The 22,243-nt window shown below is 68.9% G+C and carries 21 protein-coding genes; 7 read left to right on the top strand and 14 right to left on the bottom strand.

Translation table 11 applies throughout. The annotated features are described in order from the left end of the window. Window positions 1-161: 161 nt before the first annotated feature. From ACTJLD_RS40145 to argS, 4 genes are all read right to left on the bottom strand, one after another. The gene (locus ACTJLD_RS40145; RefSeq protein WP_027789005.1) at window positions 162-935 is read right to left on the bottom strand and encodes an SDR family oxidoreductase; all 774 of its coding nucleotides are present in this window, start codon (window positions 933-935) and stop codon (window positions 162-164) included. A 19-nt stretch (window positions 936-954) separates the two neighbouring features. Next, entirely contained in the window at window positions 955-1,593 is a 639-nt protein-coding gene (locus ACTJLD_RS40140; protein ID WP_059492004.1) for a thiol:disulfide interchange protein DsbA/DsbL, read from the bottom strand. 69 nt (window positions 1,594-1,662) lie between these two features. Next, complete coding sequence (locus tag ACTJLD_RS40135) at window positions 1,663-2,580, bottom strand: SPOR domain-containing protein (RefSeq protein WP_059521204.1); 918 nt, start codon at window positions 2,578-2,580, stop codon at window positions 1,663-1,665. A gap of 117 nt (window positions 2,581-2,697) precedes the next feature. Next, window positions 2,698-4,479, bottom strand: a complete 1,782-nt coding sequence (gene argS, locus ACTJLD_RS40130) for an arginine--tRNA ligase (protein ID WP_060062505.1) — start codon at window positions 4,477-4,479, stop codon at window positions 2,698-2,700. A gap of 200 nt (window positions 4,480-4,679) precedes the next feature. On the opposite strand from argS, the gene ACTJLD_RS40125 reads away from it, so the two are divergent. Then, complete coding sequence (locus ACTJLD_RS40125) at window positions 4,680-5,003, top strand: DUF1840 domain-containing protein (protein ID WP_011353361.1); 324 nt, start codon at window positions 4,680-4,682, stop codon at window positions 5,001-5,003. A gap of 114 nt (window positions 5,004-5,117) precedes the next feature. Here ACTJLD_RS40125 and metH read toward each other — a convergent pair whose 3' ends face one another. From metH to ACTJLD_RS40100, 5 genes are all read right to left on the bottom strand, one after another. Continuing rightward, complete coding sequence (gene metH / locus ACTJLD_RS40120; protein ID WP_059683933.1) at window positions 5,118-7,835, bottom strand: methionine synthase; 2,718 nt, start codon at window positions 7,833-7,835, stop codon at window positions 5,118-5,120. A gap of 42 nt (window positions 7,836-7,877) precedes the next feature. After that, window positions 7,878-8,945 (bottom strand): homocysteine S-methyltransferase family protein, encoded by a 1,068-nt coding sequence (locus ACTJLD_RS40115; RefSeq protein WP_027789009.1) that lies wholly within the window; start codon window positions 8,943-8,945, stop codon window positions 7,878-7,880. A 202-nt stretch (window positions 8,946-9,147) separates the two neighbouring features. After that, window positions 9,148-9,405 (bottom strand): BTH_I0359 family protein, encoded by a 258-nt coding sequence (locus tag ACTJLD_RS40110; protein WP_006477667.1) that lies wholly within the window; start codon window positions 9,403-9,405, stop codon window positions 9,148-9,150. Between the two features lie 254 nt (window positions 9,406-9,659). Then, window positions 9,660-10,952 carry a DUF3108 domain-containing protein gene (locus tag ACTJLD_RS40105; RefSeq protein WP_440661608.1) on the bottom strand — a complete coding sequence of 431 codons (1,293 nt, stop codon included), beginning with the start codon at window positions 10,950-10,952 and terminating at the stop codon, window positions 9,660-9,662. Between the two features lie 113 nt (window positions 10,953-11,065). After that, entirely contained in the window at window positions 11,066-11,941 is an 876-nt protein-coding gene (locus ACTJLD_RS40100; protein ID WP_440661606.1) for an IclR family transcriptional regulator, read from the bottom strand. A 157-nt stretch (window positions 11,942-12,098) separates the two neighbouring features. Here ACTJLD_RS40100 and ACTJLD_RS40095 point away from each other — a divergent pair, with 157 nt between their 5' ends. From ACTJLD_RS40095 to rfaE2, 6 genes are all read left to right on the top strand, one after another. Next, entirely contained in the window at window positions 12,099-13,091 is a 993-nt protein-coding gene (locus ACTJLD_RS40095; protein WP_060313630.1) for a fumarylacetoacetate hydrolase family protein, read from the top strand. A 117-nt stretch (window positions 13,092-13,208) separates the two neighbouring features. Next, window positions 13,209-14,036 carry an enoyl-CoA hydratase/isomerase family protein gene (locus tag ACTJLD_RS40090; RefSeq protein WP_021160148.1) on the top strand — a complete coding sequence of 276 codons (828 nt, stop codon included), beginning with the start codon at window positions 13,209-13,211 and terminating at the stop codon, window positions 14,034-14,036. 88 nt (window positions 14,037-14,124) lie between these two features. Then, entirely contained in the window at window positions 14,125-14,916 is a 792-nt protein-coding gene (locus tag ACTJLD_RS40085; protein WP_440661604.1) for a PhaM family polyhydroxyalkanoate granule multifunctional regulatory protein, read from the top strand. Window positions 14,917-14,940: 24 nt separating this feature from the next. After that, the gene (locus tag ACTJLD_RS40080; protein WP_027789015.1) at window positions 14,941-16,167 is read left to right on the top strand and encodes a patatin-like phospholipase family protein; all 1,227 of its coding nucleotides are present in this window, start codon (window positions 14,941-14,943) and stop codon (window positions 16,165-16,167) included. Between the two features lie 465 nt (window positions 16,168-16,632). Next, complete coding sequence (locus ACTJLD_RS40075) at window positions 16,633-17,511, top strand: diiron oxygenase (RefSeq protein ID WP_034195849.1); 879 nt, start codon at window positions 16,633-16,635, stop codon at window positions 17,509-17,511. 152 nt (window positions 17,512-17,663) lie between these two features. Beyond that, window positions 17,664-18,149 carry a D-glycero-beta-D-manno-heptose 1-phosphate adenylyltransferase gene (gene rfaE2 / locus ACTJLD_RS40070; protein ID WP_012329309.1) on the top strand — a complete coding sequence of 162 codons (486 nt, stop codon included), beginning with the start codon at window positions 17,664-17,666 and terminating at the stop codon, window positions 18,147-18,149. Between the two features lie 16 nt (window positions 18,150-18,165). Here the strand turns inward: rfaE2 and ACTJLD_RS40065 are convergent, their stop codons facing one another. The 5 genes from ACTJLD_RS40065 to ACTJLD_RS40045 form a co-directional block, all read right to left on the bottom strand. After that, window positions 18,166-18,408 carry a hypothetical protein gene (locus ACTJLD_RS40065; RefSeq protein WP_027789017.1) on the bottom strand — a complete coding sequence of 81 codons (243 nt, stop codon included), beginning with the start codon at window positions 18,406-18,408 and terminating at the stop codon, window positions 18,166-18,168. 197 nt (window positions 18,409-18,605) lie between these two features. Next, window positions 18,606-19,391 carry a type III pantothenate kinase gene (locus tag ACTJLD_RS40060; RefSeq protein WP_060373579.1) on the bottom strand — a complete coding sequence of 262 codons (786 nt, stop codon included), beginning with the start codon at window positions 19,389-19,391 and terminating at the stop codon, window positions 18,606-18,608. Beyond that, window positions 19,388-20,308 (bottom strand): biotin--[acetyl-CoA-carboxylase] ligase, encoded by a 921-nt coding sequence (locus tag ACTJLD_RS40055; protein ID WP_440661600.1) that lies wholly within the window; start codon window positions 20,306-20,308, stop codon window positions 19,388-19,390. The genes ACTJLD_RS40060 and ACTJLD_RS40055 overlap by 4 nt, the downstream gene beginning before the upstream one ends. 332 nt (window positions 20,309-20,640) lie before the next feature. Beyond that, the gene (locus ACTJLD_RS40050; protein ID WP_060083208.1) at window positions 20,641-21,192 is read right to left on the bottom strand and encodes a hypothetical protein; all 552 of its coding nucleotides are present in this window, start codon (window positions 21,190-21,192) and stop codon (window positions 20,641-20,643) included. A 199-nt stretch (window positions 21,193-21,391) separates the two neighbouring features. Further along, complete coding sequence (locus ACTJLD_RS40045) at window positions 21,392-22,237, bottom strand: tetratricopeptide repeat protein (RefSeq protein WP_440661599.1); 846 nt, start codon at window positions 22,235-22,237, stop codon at window positions 21,392-21,394. Window positions 22,238-22,243: the final 6 nt, after the last annotated feature.

Below are 22,243 nucleotides of genomic sequence, written 5' to 3'. Positions count from 1 at the left end.
GAGAAGCGGAGAAGCGGAGAAGCGGAGAAGCGGAGAAGCGGAGAAGCGGAGAAGCGGAGAAGCGGAGAAGCGGAGAAGCGGAGAAGCGGAGAAGCGGAGAAGCGGAGAAGCGGAGAAGCGGAGAAGCGGCCCGCGATGCGTCACGCGGGCCGTTTGGCCGATCAGTGCGCGCCGGCCTTCGGCTTGCGCGGCGCCTTCTCGAACAGGCGGTCGTAGAGCCAGCGCGGCAGCACGTGCAGCACCTTCGCGACGACACCCATCTGCCACGGAATCACGCGGAACGCGTGCTGCCGCGCGATCGCCCGGGCCGCACGTGCGGCGAAGCGGTCGGCGTCCATCAGGAACGGCATCCGGTACGGATTGTGCGCGGTCATCGGCGTGCGGATGTAGCCGGGCGCGATCGTCACGACGCCGACGCCGGCCGGCCGCAGCTCGACGCGCAGCGCTTCGAGGTACTTCATCGCGGCCGATTTCGACGCGCTGTACGCGCCGGAGCCCGGCAGCCCGCGCACGCCGGCGACGCTCGCGACACCGACCAGCGTGCCGTGGCGCGCGGCCGTCATCGGGCCGACGAACGGCTCGAACGTCGCGACCATCCCGTAGTAGTTGATGTCCATCACGTCGCGGAACGTCGCGAGATCGCCCTGGCCCGTGACGGCGCCCTGGCTGATGCCTGCGTTCGCGATCACGACGTCGGGGCAGCCGTGCGTCGCGATGAACGACGCGGCGGCCGTCGCGAGCGCGTCGGCGTCGCGCACGTCGGCGGAGTAGACGGAGATGGACAGCTTCGGGAAGCGTCGCGCGAACGCGTCGAGGGCATCGGTGCGTCGCGCGACGAGTGCGAGCGTGGCGCCCTGGCGGGCGTATTCCTCGGCCATCGCGAGGCCGAGGCCGCTCGATGCGCCGGTGATGAAGACCTTCAGCGGAGTAGTCATGCCGGCGCGCGGGCGGGGATCAGAGCTTCTTGTCCTGAACCTGCTTCACGAGGAAGTCGAGCACCTGGGCGGTACCCGGGATGCTGTTCGCGTAAGCGGGGCCCGTCTTGTACTTGCCCTGGACGACGACCGTCGGCACGCCGTCGATCGCGTAGTCCTTCAGCAGCTTGGCCGACTGGTTCACTTCGCCCTGCACGCTGAACGAGTTGTACGCGTCCATGAACTGCTTCTTGTCGACGCCCTGCGTGGCCAGGAAGTCGGCCTGCGCCTGCGGCGTCAGCAGGTAGTTCTTCTGTTTGTGGATCGCGTTGAAGATCGCCGGCGTGACCTTCTCGGAGATGCCGAGCGCGGACACCGCGTAGAACAGCTTCGAGTGCGGGACGAAATCGTCACGGAATGCGACCGGGATGCGCTTGAAGTCGATGTTGCTGCCCTGCTTCTTCACCCAGGCCTCGATCGTCGGCTCGAATTCGTAGCAGTGCGGGCAGCCGTACCAGAAGAACTCGATCACCTCGACCTTGCCGGCCGGTGCGGACACCGGCTGCGGCGACTTCATCACCTCGAAGTCCTTGCCGGCGACCGGCGCGGCGGGCGAAGCCTGCGCGAGACCGGCGGCCAGGCCCAGGGAAAGAAGGAGCGTGCTAAGCAGTTTTTTCATATTGTGAACGTCGAATCAGTTGCTCGGGTTACGGAACGTAACGGGTTCTGAGTGGGCTCGGCCGGTTGCTTACTGCTTCGTGAAACGGATCACCGCCGTGTCGACACCTGCATCGGACAGGCGCTGGCGGGCCGAGTTCATATCCTCGAACTTCGAGAACGGGCCGACGCGCACGCGGAAGTACGTCACACCGCTGACATCGCGCTTCGACACCTTCGACTCGAAGCCCTGGAAGCCGAGGCGCGCGCGCTGCTGCTCGGCGTCGCCTTCCGTCTTGTACGCGCCCACCTGCAGGAAGTAGCCGGTATTCGCGTCGTTCGCGGTCGGCGGCTTCGCTGCCGCGGCGGCCGTGGCCGACGAGGTCGGCTTCGGCGTGTTCGCGGCCAGTTGCTGCTGTTGCTGCTTTTGTGCGGCGGCTTGCTGCGCCTGCTTCTGCGCGGCGAAACGTGCGAGGTCGTCCTCGCCGCCTTGCTGCTGCTGTTGCGCCTGCTGCGTCTTCTTCGGCGGCGGCGTGGTGTCGGCCGGCTTCGGCGCGACGGCGACGCCGTTGCCCGACGACGCATTGTTCGACGACGTGTTGTTCGACGCGGTCGTGCCGTTCGAGCTGCCGGTATTGTTCGAGCCGCTCGACCCGTTGGCCGACGGCGGCACTTCGACGATCTGCGGTTCGGGCAGCAGGCCGCCCTGGGTCTGGTTCGCGGCCTGGCCCGGCGCGGTGTTCGGCGGCGCCGGCTGCGCGGCCTGCGGCACCGGCTGGCCGGGCGTCTTGCCCTGCAGCGCGCGGTTCGGATCGAACTGCTGCGGCTGGCTCGCGCCGTTGTCGGCCGGCGGCGGCGCGACCTTCGACACGAACGGCGACGGGGAACGCGTGATGTAGAGCGCCACCACCACCGCGATCGCGAGGCCGACGATCAGGCCCAGCACGATTCCAAGAAATGTCCCTCCGGCTTGTTTCGATTGTTTCGAAGTGCGGCGTGGTTGTGCCATTGCTTGAGTCACCTGCAAAAAGAATCGTGAAAAGGCTGCGGCGGGCGTCCGACGGCGGGCATCCGACGGCGGGCGCTGCCACGGCCATTCGCTGCCCGGTTCGGGCCGCTTGCGTCGTTACATCTTGGCGGGCGCGGACACGCCGAGCACCGCCAGACCGTTCTCGAGCACCTGCCGGGTCGCGGCGAGCAGCGCGGCGCGCGCATTGCGCGGCGCTTCGTCGTCCACCAGCACGCGCTCCGCATTGTAGAACGAGTGGAATTCACCAGCGAGGTCGCGCAGGTAGAACGCGACCGCGTGCGGCGCCAGCTCGTTCGCCGCGTGCGTGAGCATGTCCGGGTACTCGGCCAGCTTCTGCATCAGCGACGCCGCCTGCGCGCTCGTCAGCTGCGACAGGTCGGCACCCGGCAGCTGCGCGGCGTCGACGTTGTAGCGCGCCTTCAGTTCGTTGAGCACCGAGCAGATCCGCGCATGCGCGTACTGGACGTAATAGACCGGGTTCTCGTCGTTCTGTTTCAGCGCGAGGTCGATGTCGAACACGAACTCGGTATCGGCCTTGCGCGAGATCAGGAAGAACCGCACCGCGTCACGGCCGCGCGTGATGGTCGCTTCGTCGATCAGGTCGGGCGCCGCTTCCTGGCCCGCCGCCGCGCCGCCCGACCATTCGATCAGGTCGCGCACCGTCACGTAGCTGCCCGCGCGCTTCGAGATCTTCACTTCCTGGCCGTCGCGCATCACGGTGACCATCTTGTGCAGCACGTAGTCGGGGTAGCCCTTCGGGATCCCGATGTGCAGGCCCTGCAGGCCGGCGCGCACGCGCGCGATCGTGCCATGGTGGTCCGAACCCTGGATGTTGATCACCTTCGTGAAGCCGCGCTCCCACTTCGTCACGTGGTACGCGACGTCCGGCACGAAGTACGTGTACGTGCCGTCCGACTTGCGCATCACGCGATCCTTGTCGTCGCCTTCGTCGGTCGTGCGCAGCCACAGCGCGCCGTCCTGTTCGTAGGTCATGCCGGCCTTGATCAGCGCGTCGACCGTCTTCTCGACGCGGCCTTCGCTGTACAGCGACGACTCGAGGTAGTACTGGTCGAACTTCACGCCGAACGCCTGCAGGTCCATGTCCTGCTCGCGGCGCAGGTACGTGACCGCGAACTTGCGGATCGCGTCGAGATCCTCGACGTCGCCCGTGCCCTTGACCGGCTCGCCGTCCGACGCGGCGACCGTTTCGCCTGCCAGGAAGTCGCGTGCGATGTCGGCGATGTATTCGCCGTTGTACGCGGCTTCCGGCCAGCCCGCGTCGCCCGGCTTCAGCCCGCGTGCGCGCGCCTGCGTCGAGATCGCGAGGTTGCCGATCTGCACGCCTGCGTCGTTGTAGTAGAACTCGCGGTGCACCGCGTAGCCCTGGCTCGCGATCACGTTCGCGAGCACGTCGCCGAGCGCGGCCTGGCGGCCGTGGCCGACGTGCAGCGGGCCGGTCGGGTTCGCCGACACGAATTCGAGCAGCACCTGCTTGCCTTTCTCGCGATCCGACGTGCCGAACGCGCGGCCCTGGTCGAACACGGCGGCGATCACCGCCTGCTTCGCGGCGGCCGACAGGCGCAGGTTGATGAAGCCGGGGCCGGCGATCTCGGCGGCTTCGACGAGGCCTTGCGCGCCCGGCTGGGCGGTCAGGGCGGCGACGATCTGCTCGGCGAGCTGGCGCGGGTTCGTGCCGAGCGGCTTGGCGAGCTGCATCGCGACGTTGCACGCGACGTCGCCGTGCGCGGCGACCTTCGGGCGCTCCAGCGTGATGGTCGGGGCGACGAATGCAGCGTCGGCGCCTTTCAGCGCGTGTGCGACCTGCTTGACGCTATCCGCGAGCAGGGCTTCGAGGGTCTGTTTGTGTGCTGGCAGCATGCTGGTAGAAGGCTTCGTTGGTGGCGGCCGGAAACGCCGGCCCGCCGGCGCGCTTTTTAAGCGCGCGTTTCAGGGATCGCAGAATTTTAACAGGTGCTAATATGCCGCTCAGGCGGCCCGCGTCCGCGAGGCCGGACGCCGGTCTGCCGGCGTTCCCCAACCTCGCCGCGCAGGCACAACAAGATGAAAAGGGAATTGTCATGATTACGTTCAAGAGCAAGGCGGCACAGGATCTCGACGTGCTGAAGGATTTCGCCGTGTATGTGCTGGGTCTCGTCGGCAAGCAGCTGGGCGAGCGCGGCGTGATTACGCACGACGAACTGGACCACGCGATCGCCAAGCTGGAAGGCGCCGTTGCGCAGGCGAAGCAGGAGCGCGCCGAGCATGCCGGCCATTTCCACGAGGACGAAGCCGACCACGCGCACCACGAAGTGCCGCCGAGCCTGGCACAGCGCGTCGCGCCGTTCCTCACGATGCTGCGCGAAGCGAAAGCCGGCGAAGCCGACGTGCACTGGGGCTTCTGAGCGTCCTTGCCCGGCGGTCCGAAAGGATCGAAAGGCAGAAAAAAGCCCGCTTCCGAGCGGGCTTTTTCTTTTGTCTGACGATAGCGGGCGGCGGTGCGTCCGCCGAAGGGCTGGTCAGAGCTGCGGCGCAAGCGCGCGGCGCGCGTCGTCGAGCGACAGCGCCATGCGCTGCGCGTAGTCCTCGAGCTGATCCTGTCCGATTTTCCCGACCGAGAAATACGTGCTGTCCGGATGCGCGAGATAGAAGCCCGACACGCTCGCGGCCGGCAGCATCGCCAGCGAGTCGGTCACGCTCATGCCGATCTCGTCCGCGTGCAGCACGTCGAACATGTCGCGCTTCACGAGGTGGTCGGGGCAGGCCGGGTAGCCGGGTGCCGGGCGGATGCCCGCGTACTTTTCCGCGATCAGCGCATCGTTGTCGAGCGTCTCGCCGCTCGCATAACCCCACAGCTCGCGCCGCACGCGCGCGTGCATCGCTTCCGCGAACGCTTCCGCGAAGCGGTCGGCGAGCGCCTTCAGCATGATCGCGCTGTAGTCGTCGTGGTCGGCTTCGAACTGCTTCTCCTTCACGTCGACACCCAGGCCGGCCGTCACCGCGAACATCCCGATGTAGTCGGCGACGCCCGATTCCTTCGGCGCGATGAAGTCGGCGAGCGAGCGGTTCGGCCGCATCACGCCGTCGACCACCGGACGCACGCTCTGCTGGCGCAGGTTGCGCCACGTGAGCAGCACCTCGCTGCGCGACTCGTCGCTGTAGATCTCGATGTCGTCGTCGTTGACGGTATTCGCCGGCAGCAGCGAGATCACGCCGCTCGCGGTCAGCCAGCGTCCCTGGATCAGGCGCGCGAGCATCGATTTCGCGTCGGAGAACACGCGGCGCGCCGATTCGCCGACGATCTCGTCGTTCAGGATCGCCGGGTACGGGCCCGCGAGATCCCAGGTCTGGAAGAACGGGCCCCAGTCGATATAGTTCGCGAGCTCGTTCAGGTCGTAGTTCTTGAACACGCGGCGGCCGATGAACTTCGGCTTCACCGGCTGGTAGCTCGCCCAGTCGACCCGGGTCTTGTTCGCGCGCGCCTCGGCGAGCGTGACCATCGGCTGCGCCTTGCGGTTCGCGTGCTGGTCGCGGATGCGTTCGTAGTCGGACTTCAGTTCGTCGAGGTACTTCGCCGCGCCTTCGTCGGACAGCAGGCTCGATGCGACCGACACCGAGCGCGACGCGTCGGGCACGTAGACCACCGGGCCTTCGTAGTGCGGCGCGATCTTGACGGCCGTGTGCACGCGCGAGGTCGTTGCGCCGCCGATCAGCAGCGGGATCTTCTTCACGCGGAAGTAGTCGTCGCGCTGCATTTCCGACGCGACGTACGCCATTTCCTCGAGGCTCGGCGTAATGAGGCCCGACAGCCCGATGATGTCCGCACCCTCGACCTTCGCCTTCGCGAGAATCTCGTTGCACGGGACCATCACGCCCATGTTGACGACTTCGAAGTTGTTGCACTGGAGCACGACCGACACGATGTTCTTGCCGATGTCGTGCACGTCGCCCTTCACGGTCGCGATGACGATCTTGCCCTTCGCGCGCACGTCGCCGCCCGCTTCCGCGAGCAGGCGCTTTTCTTCCTCGATGAACGGGATCAGGTGCGCGACCGCCTGCTTCATCACGCGCGCCGATTTCACGACCTGCGGCAGGAACATCTTGCCCTGGCCGAACAGGTCGCCGACGATGTTCATCCCGTCCATCAGCGGGCCTTCGATCACGTTGATCGGGCGGCCGCCGGCCGCGGCGATCTTCGCGCGGACTTCTTCCGTATCCTCGACGATGAAGTTCGTGATGCCGTGCACGAGCGCATGCGAGAGCCGCTTCTCGACCGGCTGGTTGCGCCACTCGAGGTTCTCTTCCTTCTTCGCGCCGCCCGCCTTGAACTTGTCGGCGATTTCGAGCAGGCGGTCGGTCGAGTCGTCGCGGCGGTTCAGGATCACGTCCTCGACGCGCTCGCGCAGTTCCGCGTCGAGCTCGGCGTACACGCCGAGCTGGCCTGCGTTCACGATGCCCATGTCCATCCCCGCCTGGATCGCGTGGTACAGGAACACGGTGTGGATTGCCTCGCGCACCGGGTCGTTGCCGCGGAACGAGAACGACACGTTCGACACGCCGCCGCTCACCTTTGCGTACGGCAGGTTCTGCTTGATCCAGCGGGTCGCCTCGATGAAGTCGACCGCGTAGTTGTTGTGCTCCTCGATGCCGGTCGCGACCGCGAAGATGTTCGGGTCGAAGATGATGTCTTCTGGCGGGAAGCCGCACTGGTTCACGAGCACATCGTACGAGCGCTTGCAGATCTCGGTCTTGCGCGCGAACGTGTCGGCCTGGCCCTGCTCGTCGAACGCCATCACGACGGCCGCGGCGCCGTAGCGGCGGATCAGCTTCGCATGATGGACGAACGCCTCCTCGCCTTCCTTCAGCGAGATCGAGTTCACGATTGCCTTGCCCTGCACGCACTTCAGGCCCGCCTCGATGACTTCCCACTTCGACGAGTCGATCATGATCGGCACGCGCGCGATGTCCGGTTCCGACGCGATCAGGTTCAGGAAGCGCACCATCGCCGCCTTCGAATCGAGCATCGCCTCGTCCATGTTGATGTCGATCACCTGCGCGCCGTTCTCGACCTGCTGGCGCGCGACGGCGAGCGCCTCGTCGAACTGGCCGTTGAGGATCATGCGTGCGAACGCCTTCGAGCCGGTGACGTTGGTGCGCTCACCGACGTTGATGAAGAGCGTTCCGGACGTGACGTTGAACGGCTCGAGGCCGGCGAGGCGCATCATGTGATCGGTCATGGCGGTGCGAATTCTGGTGATGAAGGGCGTGGGGCGGTCGGGTCAGGCGTTGTCGCTGTACTGGTTCGGCCAGCGGCGCGGCTTCACGTCGGCGAGCGCCTTCGCGATCTCGGCGATGTGTTCGGGCGTCGTGCCGCAGCAGCCGCCCGCGAGGTTCACGAGCCCGGCTTGCGCGAATTCCTTCAGGAGCCCCGACGTGACGTCCGGCGTCTCGTCGAAGCCGGTCTCGGCCATCGGGTTCGGCAGGCCCGCGTTCGGGTAGCACGACACGTAGGTGTCGCACAGCTTTGCGAGCTCGGCGATGTACGGGCGCATCAGCGCCGCGCCGAGCGCGCAGTTCAGGCCGAACGTCAGCGGCTTCGCGTGACGCAGCGAGTTCCAGAACGCCTCGACGGTCTGGCCCGACAGGATCCGGCCCGACGCATCGGTGACGGTGCCCGAGATCATGATCGGCAGGCGCTCGCCGGTGTCCTCGAACAGTTCGTCGAGCGCGAACAGTGCGGCCTTCGCGTTCAGCGTGTCGAAGATCGTCTCGACGAGGAACAGGTCGACGCCGCCGTCGAGCAGTGCTTTCGCCTGCTGGTAGTACGACGCGCGCAGCTCGTCGAACGTGACGTTGCGGGCGCCCGGGTCGTTGACGTCCGGCGAGATGCTGGCCGTTTTCGGCGTCGGCCCGATCGCGCCCGCGACGAAGCGCGGCTTGTCCGGCGTCGCATATTTCGCGGCCGCCTCGCGCGCGAGCTTCGCCGATTCGATGTTCATCTCGACGACGAGATCTTCCATCTCGTAGTCGGCCTGCGCGACGGTCGTCGCGCCGAACGTGTTGGTCTCGACGATGTCGGCGCCGGCCGCGAAGTACTGGTCGTGGATCTCGCGGATGATCTGCGGCTGCGTGATCGACAGCAGCTCGTTGTTGCCCTTGATGTCGCGCGGGAAATCCTTGAAGCGCTCGCCGCGATACGCGGCTTCGTCGAGTTTGTAGCGCTGGATCATCGTGCCCATCGCGCCGTCGAGGATCAGGATGCGCGATTTCAGCAGCGCAGGCAGAGCGGCGCCGCGCGTGTAGTGCGCGTCGAGCGGGACGGAAGCGGCGAGAGGAGTCGCAGACATGGGCGAAAGACCGGCGAAGACGGGAAAACCGTCATTGTAGCCGGTGCGCATGGGCGCCGCCCGGCCTTGCGCGGCGCCGGCCGGGCCGCCAAATGAAAACCCCCGCCCGGCGAACCGGGCAGGGGCATGATCGGAGTGCTCGCGGCGCCGCGTCGATGCGCGGCGAATGGCCCGGCCGCGCGAGGCGCCGGGCCGCGGGTCGTCAGTGCAGTACGACGGGCATCATCATCAGGCTGTCGAATTGTCCGAGGAATTCGTCGACTTCATCGAGCGACGGTTCATCTTCGATCAGCTGCTTCACGTGTGCACGGAATCGTTCGGCAAGTTCGCCGTCGATGAAGATCTCGCGCTGTGCGTTCTTGTCGACGATTTCGTATCCGCCGGCATTCATCAGGTGGTGGCCGGCCTGCGGCGCGAATTCGACGACGCAGTAGTTGGGGCTGTTGTAGATCATTTGCATGGCGGCACTCCTCTTCGCAGTGGCATCTGGCCTTGTTGTCCCCTAGGTGGGGCGAGCCTTGCCGGTTTCAAGGGGCTTGCGCTGCACACCCCGTTCCCGTTTGCGTGGGGTGTATCGGTTAGAAGCCGATGTCTATGAAACGTTTCCCATTGTCGACCGGTGGACTGAAATAGTTGTTAAAGAGTGTCATCGGCGATTTCACGGAAATCTGTAATCGGTCGAAATTGCCGAATCACGCGCATTCGCGCGCGAGTTCACTGTGTGACAGGCGATGTGACAGGCGAAGATGCGGGCGGTGCAGCCGGTTGTGCAGTCGGTGGCGCCGGCGGTTGCACGGCGGCGGGCGGCGCGGGTTGTGCCGGTTCGGCGGCCGGTGCGGCCGACGGTTCGGGCGCCGGTGCAGCGGCGGGCGCATGCATGGCGCCGCCTGTCGGTGTCTCGTCGGACGGCGCGCCCGGCGCCGCGAGCGGGCCGTGCCACAACAGTTCGATCTGCGCGCCGTTCGGTTCGGTCTGCACGAGCCGCGCGGGCAGCCAGCCGAGCGACGGTGCGAGCCACATGTCGATGCGGCGCGTGTCGCCGTCGCGCCGCGGCAGGCGCATGAAGTGCCGCGCGCCGATGATGCCGGCCTGCGTCTGCACCTGCTCGTCGCCGATCACGGTGATCGGCCAGGTCTCGCCGCTGTTGTTGTCGATCACGAAGAACTGCTGCGTGACGCCCGGCTTGTACGCAGACGGATTGCCGCGCACGAGCCCCGACAGCTGCATCAGCATGCTGAAGCGGTCCTGTATGCCGTCGGGCAACGGTGCGTTGTTCGGCGTGCGCGTGAACACGACCTGCCGGATCTCGCGATTGAAGATCGCGATGTCTTCCGGACGCTTGCCGCGCTTCTCGACGTAACGGTCGGGCGCGACGCCGAACGCGTCGATGCGGCCTGCGCTGCGATAGGAGAACGGGCCGACGAACGGCACGGGCATCGACACCGACAGGTCGTAGGTGCGCCCGTCGGTACGCCAGTGGATCGTGCCGATCATGTTCTGCATGCCGTTGTAGAACGTGTCGTACTGCAGGTCGCCGGAGGGCGGCGCGATGAACTTCACGCCGTTCGTCGCGGGGCCCGGTGTCGTGGCGCTGGCGGCACCCGCGGCCGACGCAGCGAGCGCGCCCGAGGCGCCCGGTACGCCACTCGCCGCGGACGCGGCGGCCGGCGGCTCGCCGTGTTCGGCCGTTTGCGTCGACGTGAGGATCGGCTCCGGCGCGGGTTTCGGCGCGGCGGCCCTGGGGGCGGCCGGTGCGGGCGCGGCCGGATGCTCGACCGGCTTCGGCGCTGGTGGCGCGGGCTGGCGCTCGATCGGCTGCGGTTTCAGCAGCTCGATCTGCACGGGGATTTCGGCGGGCGCGGGCGGCGTGAACGCGTCGCGGTTGCGCATCAGCCAGAACGCGGCGAGCGCGTGCAGCACCAGCACGACGACGAGCGCGATGCCCACGCGCAGCCAGCGGCGGGGCAAGGCGTGACTCGGGCGGATGTCGGCAGGCTGCATGGGCATCGGAACAGGATCGGGGCGCTCGCGTGATGTCGGGCGCGCGGCGCGCGCCACAGGAATCGGACTGTCGAATGCGCCGCGCGTTCGCGCGCGTGCCGTGACGGGGGCGGAATGCGTCAGGCGTCGCGCGCGTCGGGACTATAGCCGAGTTCGTAAGACAGTTTCTGCGTGCATGCGCGCAACGCCGTGTCGATCTCGCCGCCCCATGCAATGTCGAACGAGCCTTCCTGGCCGAGTGCGACGATGGCGAGCGCGAGTTCGCCGACCGCATCGAACACGGGCATGCAGAACGCGTGGATCGTCGGCAGCAGCATCCCCTCGACGCGCGCGGCCTCGTGCTTGCGCACGTCGGCGAGCACCGCCTCGACCTCGTCGAGCGTGCGCGGGCCGCCATGGTGCGGCGAGCGGCGCGTATCGGCGAGTTCGCGCTCGAGCATCGCGGCGGTCTTGCTGCGCGGCAGGTACGCGGCGAACAGCAGGCCCGTCGCGGAGCCGAGCAGCGGCATCACGTCGCCGAGCTTCAGCGACGCCTTCGCCGGGTGGCTCGATTCCATCCAGTGCACGATCGTCGGCCCCTGGTTGCCCCACACCGCGATGCCGACCGTCTGGTCGAGGCGGTCGCGGAATTCGGTCAGCGCGATCCGCGCGAGCTTCACGCCGTCGACGCGCGCGAGCCGCGCGAGCCCCATCTGCAGCGCGAAGCCGCCGAGCTCGTAGCGGCCCGAGACGGGATCCTGCGACACCACGCCGAGACGCGAGAAGCTGACCAGGTAGCGGTGCGCCTTCGCAGGACTCATGCCCGCGCGCTGCGCGAGGTCGCGCAGCATCATCGCGCGCGGCTCGCTCGTCAGCACGTCGAGCAGCCGGAAGCCGACCTCGATCGACTGGATGCCGGAACGGACTTTCTCGCTGTTTTCGCCGTGCTCGCCGGAAGCGGCGTCGTCGGTGTCGGAGTCGGCGAGATCGTCATCGGGAAGCGGGCTGGCGGGCATGGGCGGCGGGTGCGCGAAAATGCGGCAGGTATGGGGGTGAAAAATCGGGGGCGAAAAATCGGGGCGAAAACGGCGTGCACGATCGTGGCGCGCCGCCGGGATTCACCATCGTAAAATAGATTCCCTCCATCGTCACTACAACGGCAGAGTCCCCCTTATGAAACTTGCTTCGCTGAAGGACGGCACGCGCGACGGCCAGCTGATCGTCGTGTCGCGCGACCTGCACACCGCGGCGATCGCCGACGCGATCGCACCGACGTTGCAGCGTGTCCTCGACGACTGGGCGTTCTACGCGCCGCAGCTGCGCGACCTGTACGACGCGCTGAACCACGGCCGCGCGCGCAATGCGTTCGCATTCGATCCGGCCAACTGCATGGCGCCGCTGCCGCGCGCGTTCCAGTGGGCCGACGGCTCCGCGTACGTGAACCACGTCGAGCTCGTGCGCCGCGCGCGCGGCGCCGAGATGCCGCCCGAATTCTGGACCGACCCGCTGATGTACCAGGGCGGCAGCGACGATTTCCTCGGCGCGCGCGACGACGTCGTGTGCCCGTCGGAGGAATGGGGCATCGATTTCGAGGCGGAAGTCGCGGTGATCACCGGCGACGTGCGGATGAGCGCGTCGCCCGACGAAGCGCTGAAGGCCGTCCGGCTCGTCACGCTGGTGAACGACGTGTCGCTGCGCAACCTGATTCCGGCCGAGCTCGCGAAGGGCTTCGGCTTCTTCCAGAGCAAGCCGGCCACCGCATTCGCGCCGGTCGCCGTGACGCCCGACGAGCTCGGTGACGAATGGCGCGAAGGCCGCGTGCACCGGCCGATGATCGTCCACTGGAACGGCAGGAAGGTCGGCCAGCCCGATGCGGGCACCGACATGGTGTTTCACTTCGGCCAGCTGGTCGCGCACGCGGCGAAGACGCGCAACCTGCGCGCCGGGTCGATCGTCGGCTCGGGCACGGTGTCGAACAAGGACGCGAAGCGCGGCTACTGCTGCATCGCCGAGAAGCGCTGCCTCGAGACGATCGAGCACGGCGCGCCGCAGACCGGATTCATGCGCTACGGCGATACCGTGCGCATCGAGATGTTCGACGCGGCCGGCAAGTCGATCTTCGGTGCGATCGAGCAGTCGGTCGCCCCGCCCGACGGCGCGGCGTAAGCCGCGCGGCGCTTGCGCGAAACCCGGCTTCGGCCTGCGCGCCGGGTTTCGCCTGATGTTTGCCCGCGCGGGCTTGGCTACACTCGATTCAAGAGCCTCGACTCGAAGGAGCGGCACATGGCCGATCTCGCCGCATACGGCGGTTACGAAGCACTGAAGGTGACGCGCCGCGACCATGGCGTGCTCGACATCGTGATGAGCGGCGAGGGTGCGAACCGCAGCGGCCTCGCGACCGCGAACGCGCGCATGCATCGCGAGCTCGCCGACATCTGGCGCGACGTCGACCGCGATCCCGACACGCGCGTCGCGGTGATCCGCGGCGAAGGCAAGGGCTTCTCGGCGGGCGGCGATCTCGCGCTCGTCGAGGACATGGCGAACGACTTCGACGTGCGCTCCCGCGTGTGGCGCGAGGCGCGCGACCTCGTCTACAACGTGATCAACTGCAGCAAGCCGATCGTATCGGCGATGCATGGCCCGGCCGTCGGCGCGGGGCTCGTCGCCGGGCTGCTCGCCGACATCTCGATCGCCGCGAAGGACGCACGCATCATCGACGGCCACACGCGCCTCGGCGTCGCGGCCGGCGACCACGCGGCGATCGTGTGGCCGCTGCTGTGCGGGATGGCGAAGGCGAAGTACTACCTGCTGCTGTGCGAACCGGTGAGCGGCGAGGAGGCCGAGCGGATCGGGCTGGTGTCGCTCGCGGTCGAGCCGGCCGACCTGCTGCCGAAGGCGTACGAAGTGGCCGAACGGCTCGCGCACGGTTCGCAGTCGGCGATCCGCTGGACCAAGTACGCATTGAACAACTGGCTGCGCACGGCCGGGCCGACCTTCGATACGTCGCTTGCGCTCGAATTCATGGGGTTTGCCGGGCCCGACGTGCAGGAAGGCCTCCGGTCGTTGCGCGAGCGGCGCCCACCCGAGTTCCCCGGCGACGCCCCGTTCTGACACGCGCCGGCGCTATGATCGATCCAGGCGCGGCTCGCGCGACCCATGGCGGCCGCCTCGTCCTCACCCAGTCAACCAGGATGCCCGTATGACGACCGATGCCCCCGGCTCCAATCCTTTCGCCGGCTTTGCCGGCTTCAAGCCCGCCGACATGATGGACCGGATGTGGGACATGATGCGGATGTCGCCGTTCGGCGCGATGACGCCGTTTCCGGGCGGCGCGCATGGGCTGCCGCCGTCGCTGTCGAGCATGTCCGACATGATGGCGCCGCTCACGAGCGTCGAGGAACTCGACAAGCGCATCACCGACCTGCGCGCGGTCGAGCAGTGGCTGAAGCTCAATCTCGGGATGCTGCAGTCGGCGATCCAGGCGCTCGAGGTGCAGCGCGCGACGCTCGCGACGCTGCGTGCGTTCGGCGCGTTCGCGCAGAGCTCGATGTCGGCGGCCGAGGAAGCGGCCGTCGCGGCGGCGCATGCGGCGAAATCCGCGTCGGCTGCGCCGGGCGATGCGCCGGCGGCGGAGGATGCCGATGCTTCCGCCGCGGATGCAGCCGCGGGCGACGCCGCGCAGGCCTTCGATCCTGCCGGCTGGTGGAACCTGCTGCAGTCGCAGTTCAACCAGCTCGCGAGCCTCGCGATGGCGCAGCCGGGCATGCAGCCCGCCGCGCCGGGCGATGCGCCGCCGGACGCGGCCGCTGCGCCGGAGCAGGCCGCGAAGCCGGCACCGGCCGCCGCCGCGCCGCGCAAGCCCGCCGCGAAGCGTGCCAAATCGACCGGCGCGACCGGCGCGACCGGCGCGGCCGACGCGACCGGTTCGGCCGCGGCGCGCGCGGCGGCCGCATCGTCGCCCGAAACCCGTCCGCCGAAGCGTTCGACGTGACGCGGCGCAGATAGCAGGTCGATCATGCGGCTCGCGCTCGTTCTGATGGGAGGCGGCGCACGTGCCGCCTATCAGGTCGGCGTGCTCAAGGCACTGGCCGAGATCGCGCGCGAGGCCGATCCGCAGCGGCATACGCTGCCGTTCGCGGTCGTGTGCGGCTCGTCGGCCGGCGCGATCAACGCGACGTCGATCGCGAGCCACGCGGACGACTTTTCCCATGGCGTGCGGCGCCTGCTCGAATTCTGGGAGCCGTTGCGTGCCGACTACGTGTATCGCACCGACTGGCTCGGCATCGCTGCCGCCGGTGCGCGCTGGCTCGCGACGATGACGTTCGGCTGGGCGGCCCGCCGCTCGCCGCGCGGGCTGCTCGACAACGCGCCGCTCGCGCACCTGCTGCAGCGCGAGCTGAGCTTCCACCGGATCGAGCAGATGCTCGAGGCGCGCCTGCTGCACGCGCTGTCGATCACGGCGCTCAGCTATTCGAGCGGCCGGCACCTCACGTTCTACCAGGCGGCCGAGCCGATCCAGGCGTGGCGGCGCGCGCAGCGCACCGCGCGGCTCGTCGACCTGTCGGCGTCGCACCTGCTCGCATCGTCGGCGATTCCGTTCGTGTTCCCGGCCGTGCCGCTCGTGCTCGACGGGCAGATCGAGTACTTCGGCGACGGGTCGATCCGGCAGATCGCGCCGCTGTCGCCGGCGATCCACTTCGGCGCGCACCGGATCGTCGTGGTCGGTGCGGCCGACCCGCGGCCCGAGATTCCGGCCGCGAACGGCACGGGGCTGGTACGCGGCTACCCGACGCTCGCGCAGATCGGCCAGCAGGTGCTCGCGAGCGTGTTCCTCGACTCGATCGGCTCGGACATCGAGCGCATCGAGCACATCAACCGGATGATCGAGCACCTGCCGCACCAGGTCGAGGTGGACAGCGGCTGGCGGCACGTCGACGTGCTCGCGATCGCGCCGTCCGAGCGTATCGAGCTGATCGCCGCGAAACACCTGAAGCAGATGCCGGCGACGATGCGCGGGCTGCTCGGCGCGATCGGCGGCAGCCAGCCGGCCGGCGCGTCGTTTGCAAGCTACCTGCTGTTCGAGGAGGCGTTCACGCGCGAACTGATCGAGCTCGGCTACCGCGACGGGCGCGCGCAGCGCGACACGCTGGCCGGCTGGATCGCGCTGGCGGACGGCGGCAGCGCGCCGGCTGCCGGCATGCCGCGGGACGACGGTCTCGCGACCGGCGAAATACGGGTCTGATGCGCCGGGAGGGTGGCGGGGTTGCATTTTCGCGACGGCCGGCCGCGACCGATCGCCGCACCGCGATTGGCGGCGCGCGACCGGGCAGGCGTCTCGGAACCGTCATGCACGCGTGCTATCATGGCCGCCGCCGTATACACCATATCGAACAGCCCGCCGATCCGGCATCCGCACGGGGCCCTACGGGGAACCCGCCTGGGGCAGGGGACGGGCTCGTCAGCGAGCCGGCCAGCGCCGGCCCCCACTCAGGCAAGCGCGTAGCCGGTTCCGTTCGCACGGAGCGTGGCTGCGGCATGCCGCAACGGCGGCGCGGCCGCCCGGCTGCCGGACGAGCAATCGGCGTCCGGCCGGTCGGTTTCACGCGTAAAATTACAGTCTTGGCCGCAAAAAGCGCGCTTGGCGCGCCTTTGCGGCAACAGTCACGTTTAGAGAAGTCGCATTGCGCAGAACAGGGGTGGGACCATCATGAACACCATGCTTTATCCGGAACTTTACAGGTCGCTCGAAGCTGTCCGCTGGGACATGGAGAAGGACATTCCGTGGGACAAGTTCGACGCTTCGCTGCTCACCGACGAGCAGGCGAAGACGATCAAGATGAACGCGATCACCGAATGGTCGGCGCTGCCCGCGACGGAGATGTTCCTGCGCGACAACCAGCACGACAGCGACTTTTCCGCGTTCATGAGCGTGTGGTTCTTCGAGGAGCAGAAGCATTCGCTCGTGCTGATGGAATACCTGCGCCGCTTCCGGCCGGAGATGGTGCCGACCGAAGAGGAACTGCACGCGGTGCGCTTCGAATTCGACCCGGCGCCGCCGCTCGAGACGCTGATGCTGCACTTCTGCGGCGAGATCCGCCTGAACCACTGGTACCGCTGCGCGGCCGACTGGCACACCGAGCCGGTCATCAAGCAGATCTACGAAACGATTTCGCGCGATGAAGCGCGCCATGGCGGCGCCTACCTGCGCTACATGAAGAAGGCGCTGAACAACTGCGGCGACGTCGCGCGCGCGGCGTTCGCGAAGATCGGCGTGCTGATGGCGTCGGCGCGCCGCACCGAGAAGCCGCTGCACCCGACCAACCTGCACGTGAACCAGGCGCTGTTCCCGCGCGATACCGTGCAGTCGCGCCTGCCCGATCCGGAATGGCTCGAGCGCTGGCTCGACGAACAGATCCGGTTCGACGGCGAGTGGGAAAAGAAGGTCGTCGAGCGGATCCTGCACAACCTGTCGATCCTGTTCGAGCGCACGTTCGCGACCGCGCAGGAGCTGAACCGCTACCGCAAGGAAGTCACCGGCCGCCTGCAGGCCGAAAGCGGCCCGTCGTCGGCCGCGCAGCCGGCCTGAGGCCGGCAGGCGCCGCCGCCGGCGTGAATCGCGCCGGCCGGTAGCGCCGCCGTGCCGTATCCGTTGCATGAAGCCCGCCTGGCCAGCCCGGCGGGCTTTTTATCTGGCGCCGCCGTCGCGCGCGCCGTTGCTCATTTCGTCCGATCTCCACCATGTCCGCCACCTTCGAACGCAAGCTGATCACCCGTGATGCCCTCGTCGCGCTGCGTGCGTCGCTGCCGTCGCCCGTCGTGTTCACCAACGGCGTATTCGACATCCTGCACCGCGGCCACGTCACGTATCTCGCCGACGCGAAAGCGCTCGGCGCGTGCCTGATCGTCGGCGTGAACAGCGATGCGTCGGTGCGCATGCTCGGCAAGGGCGACGACCGGCCGATCAATCGCGAGGAAGACCGCGCGGCACTGCTCGCGGCGCTGGAAAGCGTCGACTGGGTCGTGACGTTCGGGGAAAAGACGCCGGTGTCGCTGATCGAGGCCGTCCGTCCGGACATCCTCGTGAAGGGCGGCGACTACGACATGGACGCGCTGCCGGAATCGGCGCTGGTGCGCGGCTGGGGCGGCCGTGCGCTGGCGATTCCGTTCGAGCACGACCGCTCGACCACCGCGCTGCTGAAGAAGGTGCGCGCGCAGCAGTCCTGAGTACGGCCCGGCGCCGTCAGGGCGCGGACGCCGCGAGCGGGGCGGTCGTGACGGCCGGCGGCGCGATCGGGCCACCGACGACGGGTTGGTCGGTCGCCTGCGCGAGCGGCGTCACGCGCAGCGCATCGGGCCGGACCTGCCGCGACAGCACGCCGGGTTCGCGCGGGCCGGCCGACGGCAGCGGCCCGAACACGCCGCGCGCCACCACGAACGCGAGCATGTTGGCGAGAAAGAGAACAGCGATCAGCCAGCGCAGCATCGTCGAACCTCCTTGTCGTCATCGACGTCGTTCACGTCATTCAGTCGAGCCGGCCGCATGGCCGGCTTTTTCATGGCTTCCGCCGGTCGATTGCACGGGCTGTTGCAGCCGCCCCGCGCGTACCGCTTCGTCAGCGTGCCGCATGTCCGTGCGGACCCGCGTCGCCGCACGCCGGCGCGATGCCCGCGCCGGTTCCGTCAATCCTGCGCGGCTTCGGCCGCAATCAGCGCAAGCCCGGACAGGATCAGTGCGTCGTGTCGCGTATGCGGCACCGTCAGCGCGCGCGCGACGTCGTCCGCCGCGCCGCCGGCCAGCACGAGCCGCACGGGTGCGTGCCACGCGTCGGCAAGGTCGCGCCACGCGCGCTCGATCAGCCCGGCCTGCGCGTACAGGCAGCCGGTCGACAGCGAGCGCGGCGTATCGACCTGGAACGGATCGGCCTGCGCACCCGCGAGCAGGCCGCTCGCGATATCGGTGGTCAGCGTCGGCAGCTGCGCGGTGTGCGTGCCGAGCGCACGCATCATCAGCGCCCAGCCCGGTGCGATCAGCCCGCCGGTGAAGCGGCCGTCCGCGCGCAGCGCCTCGAGTGTCGTCGCGGTGCCGAACGTCGCGATCAGCAGGTGCTCGCCCGGAAACGCCGCGTGCGCGCCGATCAGGCCGGCCCAGCGGTCGCTGCCGAGCTGTTCGGGTGTCGTATAGCCGTTCGTCACGCCGCATTGCGTGTGACGCGAGCGTATCGTCGTGCGCGGCAGGCCCGGCCAGCGCGCGTCGAGCAGCGCGTCGAGCCGGGCGGCCACGTCGGCGCCCGCGACGTTCGAGATCCACGCGCCGCGCGGATGCGGCAGGTTCGACCAGTCGGGATCGGCGCCGCCGTCGCGCGTGTGGCCGAATGCGCCCGTCTCGACGAGCGTGCGCTGCGCATCGGCGAGCGCCCACTTGATCCGGCTGTTGCCGGCGTCGATCAGCAGGTGCGGCTCGTTCATTGCGCTTCGCGCAGCGACACGTCGCCGGCCGCGATCGCCTGGATGCCGTCCGGCGTGTCGAGGAGCAGCTGGCCGGTCGCGTCGATGCCCGTCGCGATGCCGCGCGCGCGTTCGACGCCCTGTTCGAGCAGGACGACTTCGCGCCCCGCATACGCGTGCAACGCATGCCAGCGCGGCACGAACGGCGCGAGCCCTTCGGCGCCGAACTGCGCGAGCGCGGGCGTGAGCGCGTTCAGCGACGCGGCGAGCGTATCGGTGAGGTTGGCCGAGGCGCACGCGATCGACAGCGCAGCAGGCGGCAGCCCGCTCGCGAGCGTCGCTTCGCGCGCGCGCAGCGCATCGACCTGCGCGGCGACGGCTTCCGCGCCGCGGACGTTGATGCCGAAGCCGATCACGACGGCGGTCGCGTCGGCGCTGGCCCAGGCGGTTTCGATCAGGATCCCGCCGAGCTTGCCGACGATGCGCGGCGTGCCGTCGTCGGTGGCCGTCAGCAGCAGGTCGTTCGGCCATTTGAGCGCAACGCGCGAGCGGGCGTCGAGCGGCAGCGTGGCCAGCCCTTCCGCAAGCGCGACGCCGATCGCGATGCTGAGGCCGCCGAGCGCGTCGACGGGGCGCGGCACGATGCAGCCGACCGAGCACAGCAGCGCGTTGCCGGGCTGTGCGAACCACGGGCGGCCCTGCCGGCCGCGGCCGGCCGTCTGCTCGAACGCCACGCGCACGAGCGGCGCGGGCAGCGCGTTCGCGTGGCGCGGCAGCGCCTTGAGCCGGGTGGCGACGTCGGCGTTGGTCGAGCCGGTGGCGGCGACGATGTCGAGCGGCCACGCACGCGGCGCGGCGTCCAGGTGCGCCTCGAGCCGGTTGCGCGCGATGTGCGCGTCGCCGGAATCGGGCGTGTCGGAGGAGGTGGGGGCGTTCATGGCGCCTATTGTAGCGACAGGGGGCGGTGGCGCGCGTCGAGCGGCGCGCGCCACCGGCAGTGATCGATTGGCAGTGGTCGATTGGCAGTGATCGACCGGCAGCGACCGATCGGCAGTGATCGACCGGCAGCGATCGATTGGCAGCGATCGACTGGCAGTGATCGACCGGCAGCGACCGATCGGCAGTGGCCAATCGGCAGCGACCAATCGGCAGCGACCGACCGGTAGCGACGAACCGGCAGTGACCAACCGGCAGTGCCCGACCAGCATCCACCACCAAGGCGGCGCACGGCCGCCCGCATACGCGCGGCGCCGGCGTGCCGCCGCGCGACTCAATGCTTTTCCATCTGCTCCAGCGCCTTGATGTCTTCTTCGGACGTCATTTCGCACGCGAGCAGCGTCTTGCCCTTCAGCGCCGGGCCCTGGCGGGCCGACACGAGGATCAGCGCGCCGCCCGGGCCGCGCACCGTCAGGCGGCGCGAATAGCCTGCCGACGACGCGCCCAGCAGATGCCCCTTTTCAGGCGCGAGCTTGTAGCGTTGCGCGAGCTGGCCGGCGACTTCGCCGTCCACGAGCACGCCGATCCCGGTGCTGGTGAACACGACGTGCTGCGTCGTGAAGCCGTCCCGGTGGATCGGCTCCGGCAGTCGGAAGACCGCGGCGCCCAGCATCGATTCGTCCGGCTTCGGATCGGTGGCCTTGACGGTGTTGTAGATCGAGTCCATCAGGTCCGACGTGAACGGCGGATTGCAGATCGCGGCGTTGAAGATGTCGGGTTGGGCGGGCGGCGCGGCGAATGCAGCGAGCGGCACGGCGGAGAGGGCAATGGCAATGGCGGCGGCGCCGACGGCAGCGGCGCGACGCCCGGACAGGCGAAGGGACATGAATGCAGTTCTCTCAGGTTTTATTGTGAGGCTGCATGTTAATGCATCGCCGCACGCCGGCCGATCGACGGGGAGCGGCCGGGTGGCGGCAATGCAACAGGCCCGCGCCCGCGCGCCGCGATCGATTCCGTTGCCGGATGATCGATGCGCGGAGCGTCGGGGCTTGCCCGTCAGGCAGCCGGTGCGATGCGGGTTCGCGTTACGGCGCGACGACCGGATGCTTCAGCGCATGCGCGGTCTCGATCCACTGCGCGTGGAATTCGTCCGCGTCGGGCTTGAGCCCGAGCTCGCCGTTGCGGTAGGCCATCGCGAGCGTCTGCACGGCCTCCGGCAACTCGTGCTCGGCGGCCCGGCGATACAGCGCGAGCGCGCGTGCGTCGTCGCGCGGCACGCCGCTGCCGTCGCGGTACGCGTTCGCGAGCATGAAGTCCGCGGCCGGGATGTCCGCGCGCGACGCGACCTCGAACCAGTGCGCGGCCTGCACGGGATCGGCGGCGATCCCGTAGCCGCTGCGATAGATCAGCCCGAGGTAATACGCGGCGGCCGGGTCGCCCTGCGCGGCCGCTTCGCCGAGCAGCGTGCGGGCGCGTGCATAGTCCTTCGGCATGTCGCTGCTGCCGAGCAGCAACGCCTTGCCGAGCGCGAGCTGCGCCCGCCGGGCGGCCGGCGCGTCGGCCTTGCCGTTCGCCGTCGCGGCCGTTTCCAGCCAGCCGCGCCCCTCGTCGCGCAGCCCCGGTTCGCGCGCGTCGACGAGCGCGATGCCGAGCGCCGCCTGCGCGTCGCCCGAGCCGCGGCGCGCCAGCGTGCGCAATTGCGCGAGCGCGTGCGGCTCGGTGGCCTGCGTGACCATTGCCTGCCACTCGTCGAGCTGCGCGGCGCTCGGCGTGGAGCCCGCGCCGCGCAGGCCGGTCGCCGCGACGACGGCCGCGACGGTCACGGCCGCCGCCGTGAGGAGCGCGGCCGGCGGAAGTTTCGCGCGCAGCACGCGCCGCGCGGCAGCGGCGAGGCCGGATTCGGCCGGCCGCATCGTCCGGATCGGTTGCATCGCGTG

Origin of the sequence: Burkholderia sp. 22088, assembly GCF_052045915.1 — a bacterium.
GTDB classification, from domain to species: domain Bacteria; phylum Pseudomonadota; class Gammaproteobacteria; order Burkholderiales; family Burkholderiaceae; genus Burkholderia; species Burkholderia cepacia.
The sequence above is the reverse complement of the archived record's forward strand: the minus strand, read 5'-3'. Positions and strand labels throughout refer to the sequence as shown.

What these genes read in the sequence shown, in the direction of transcription:
- ACTJLD_RS40145 (WP_027789005.1), bottom strand. Translation starts at nt 935, where the DNA reads ATGACTACTCCGCTGAAGGTCTTCATCACCGGCGCATCGAGCGGCCTC.
- ACTJLD_RS40140 (WP_059492004.1), bottom strand. Translation starts at nt 1,593, where the DNA reads ATGAAAAAACTGCTTAGCACGCTCCTTCTTTCCCTGGGCCTGGCCGCC.
- ACTJLD_RS40135 (WP_059521204.1), bottom strand. Translation starts at nt 2,580, where the DNA reads ATGGCACAACCACGCCGCACTTCGAAACAATCGAAACAAGCCGGAGGG.
- argS (WP_060062505.1), bottom strand. Translation starts at nt 4,479, where the DNA reads ATGCTGCCAGCACACAAACAGACCCTCGAAGCCCTGCTCGCGGATAGC.
- ACTJLD_RS40125 (WP_011353361.1), top strand. Translation starts at nt 4,680, where the DNA reads ATGATTACGTTCAAGAGCAAGGCGGCACAGGATCTCGACGTGCTGAAG.
- metH (WP_059683933.1), bottom strand. Translation starts at nt 7,835, where the DNA reads ATGACCGATCACATGATGCGCCTCGCCGGCCTCGAGCCGTTCAACGTC.
- ACTJLD_RS40115 (WP_027789009.1), bottom strand. Translation starts at nt 8,945, where the DNA reads ATGTCTGCGACTCCTCTCGCCGCTTCCGTCCCGCTCGACGCGCACTAC.
- ACTJLD_RS40110 (WP_006477667.1), bottom strand. Translation starts at nt 9,405, where the DNA reads ATGCAAATGATCTACAACAGCCCCAACTACTGCGTCGTCGAATTCGCG.
- ACTJLD_RS40105 (WP_440661608.1), bottom strand. Translation starts at nt 10,952, where the DNA reads ATGCCCATGCAGCCTGCCGACATCCGCCCGAGTCACGCCTTGCCCCGC.
- ACTJLD_RS40100 (WP_440661606.1), bottom strand. Translation starts at nt 11,941, where the DNA reads ATGCCCGCCAGCCCGCTTCCCGATGACGATCTCGCCGACTCCGACACC.
- ACTJLD_RS40095 (WP_060313630.1), top strand. Translation starts at nt 12,099, where the DNA reads ATGAAACTTGCTTCGCTGAAGGACGGCACGCGCGACGGCCAGCTGATC.
- ACTJLD_RS40090 (WP_021160148.1), top strand. Translation starts at nt 13,209, where the DNA reads ATGGCCGATCTCGCCGCATACGGCGGTTACGAAGCACTGAAGGTGACG.
- ACTJLD_RS40085 (WP_440661604.1), top strand. Translation starts at nt 14,125, where the DNA reads ATGACGACCGATGCCCCCGGCTCCAATCCTTTCGCCGGCTTTGCCGGC.
- ACTJLD_RS40080 (WP_027789015.1), top strand. Translation starts at nt 14,941, where the DNA reads ATGCGGCTCGCGCTCGTTCTGATGGGAGGCGGCGCACGTGCCGCCTAT.
- ACTJLD_RS40075 (WP_034195849.1), top strand. Translation starts at nt 16,633, where the DNA reads ATGAACACCATGCTTTATCCGGAACTTTACAGGTCGCTCGAAGCTGTC.
- rfaE2 (WP_012329309.1), top strand. Translation starts at nt 17,664, where the DNA reads ATGTCCGCCACCTTCGAACGCAAGCTGATCACCCGTGATGCCCTCGTC.
- ACTJLD_RS40065 (WP_027789017.1), bottom strand. Translation starts at nt 18,408, where the DNA reads ATGCTGCGCTGGCTGATCGCTGTTCTCTTTCTCGCCAACATGCTCGCG.
- ACTJLD_RS40060 (WP_060373579.1), bottom strand. Translation starts at nt 19,391, where the DNA reads ATGAACGAGCCGCACCTGCTGATCGACGCCGGCAACAGCCGGATCAAG.
- ACTJLD_RS40055 (WP_440661600.1), bottom strand. Translation starts at nt 20,308, where the DNA reads ATGAACGCCCCCACCTCCTCCGACACGCCCGATTCCGGCGACGCGCAC.
- ACTJLD_RS40050 (WP_060083208.1), bottom strand. Translation starts at nt 21,192, where the DNA reads ATGTCCCTTCGCCTGTCCGGGCGTCGCGCCGCTGCCGTCGGCGCCGCC.
- ACTJLD_RS40045 (WP_440661599.1), bottom strand. Translation starts at nt 22,237, where the DNA reads ATGCAACCGATCCGGACGATGCGGCCGGCCGAATCCGGCCTCGCCGCT.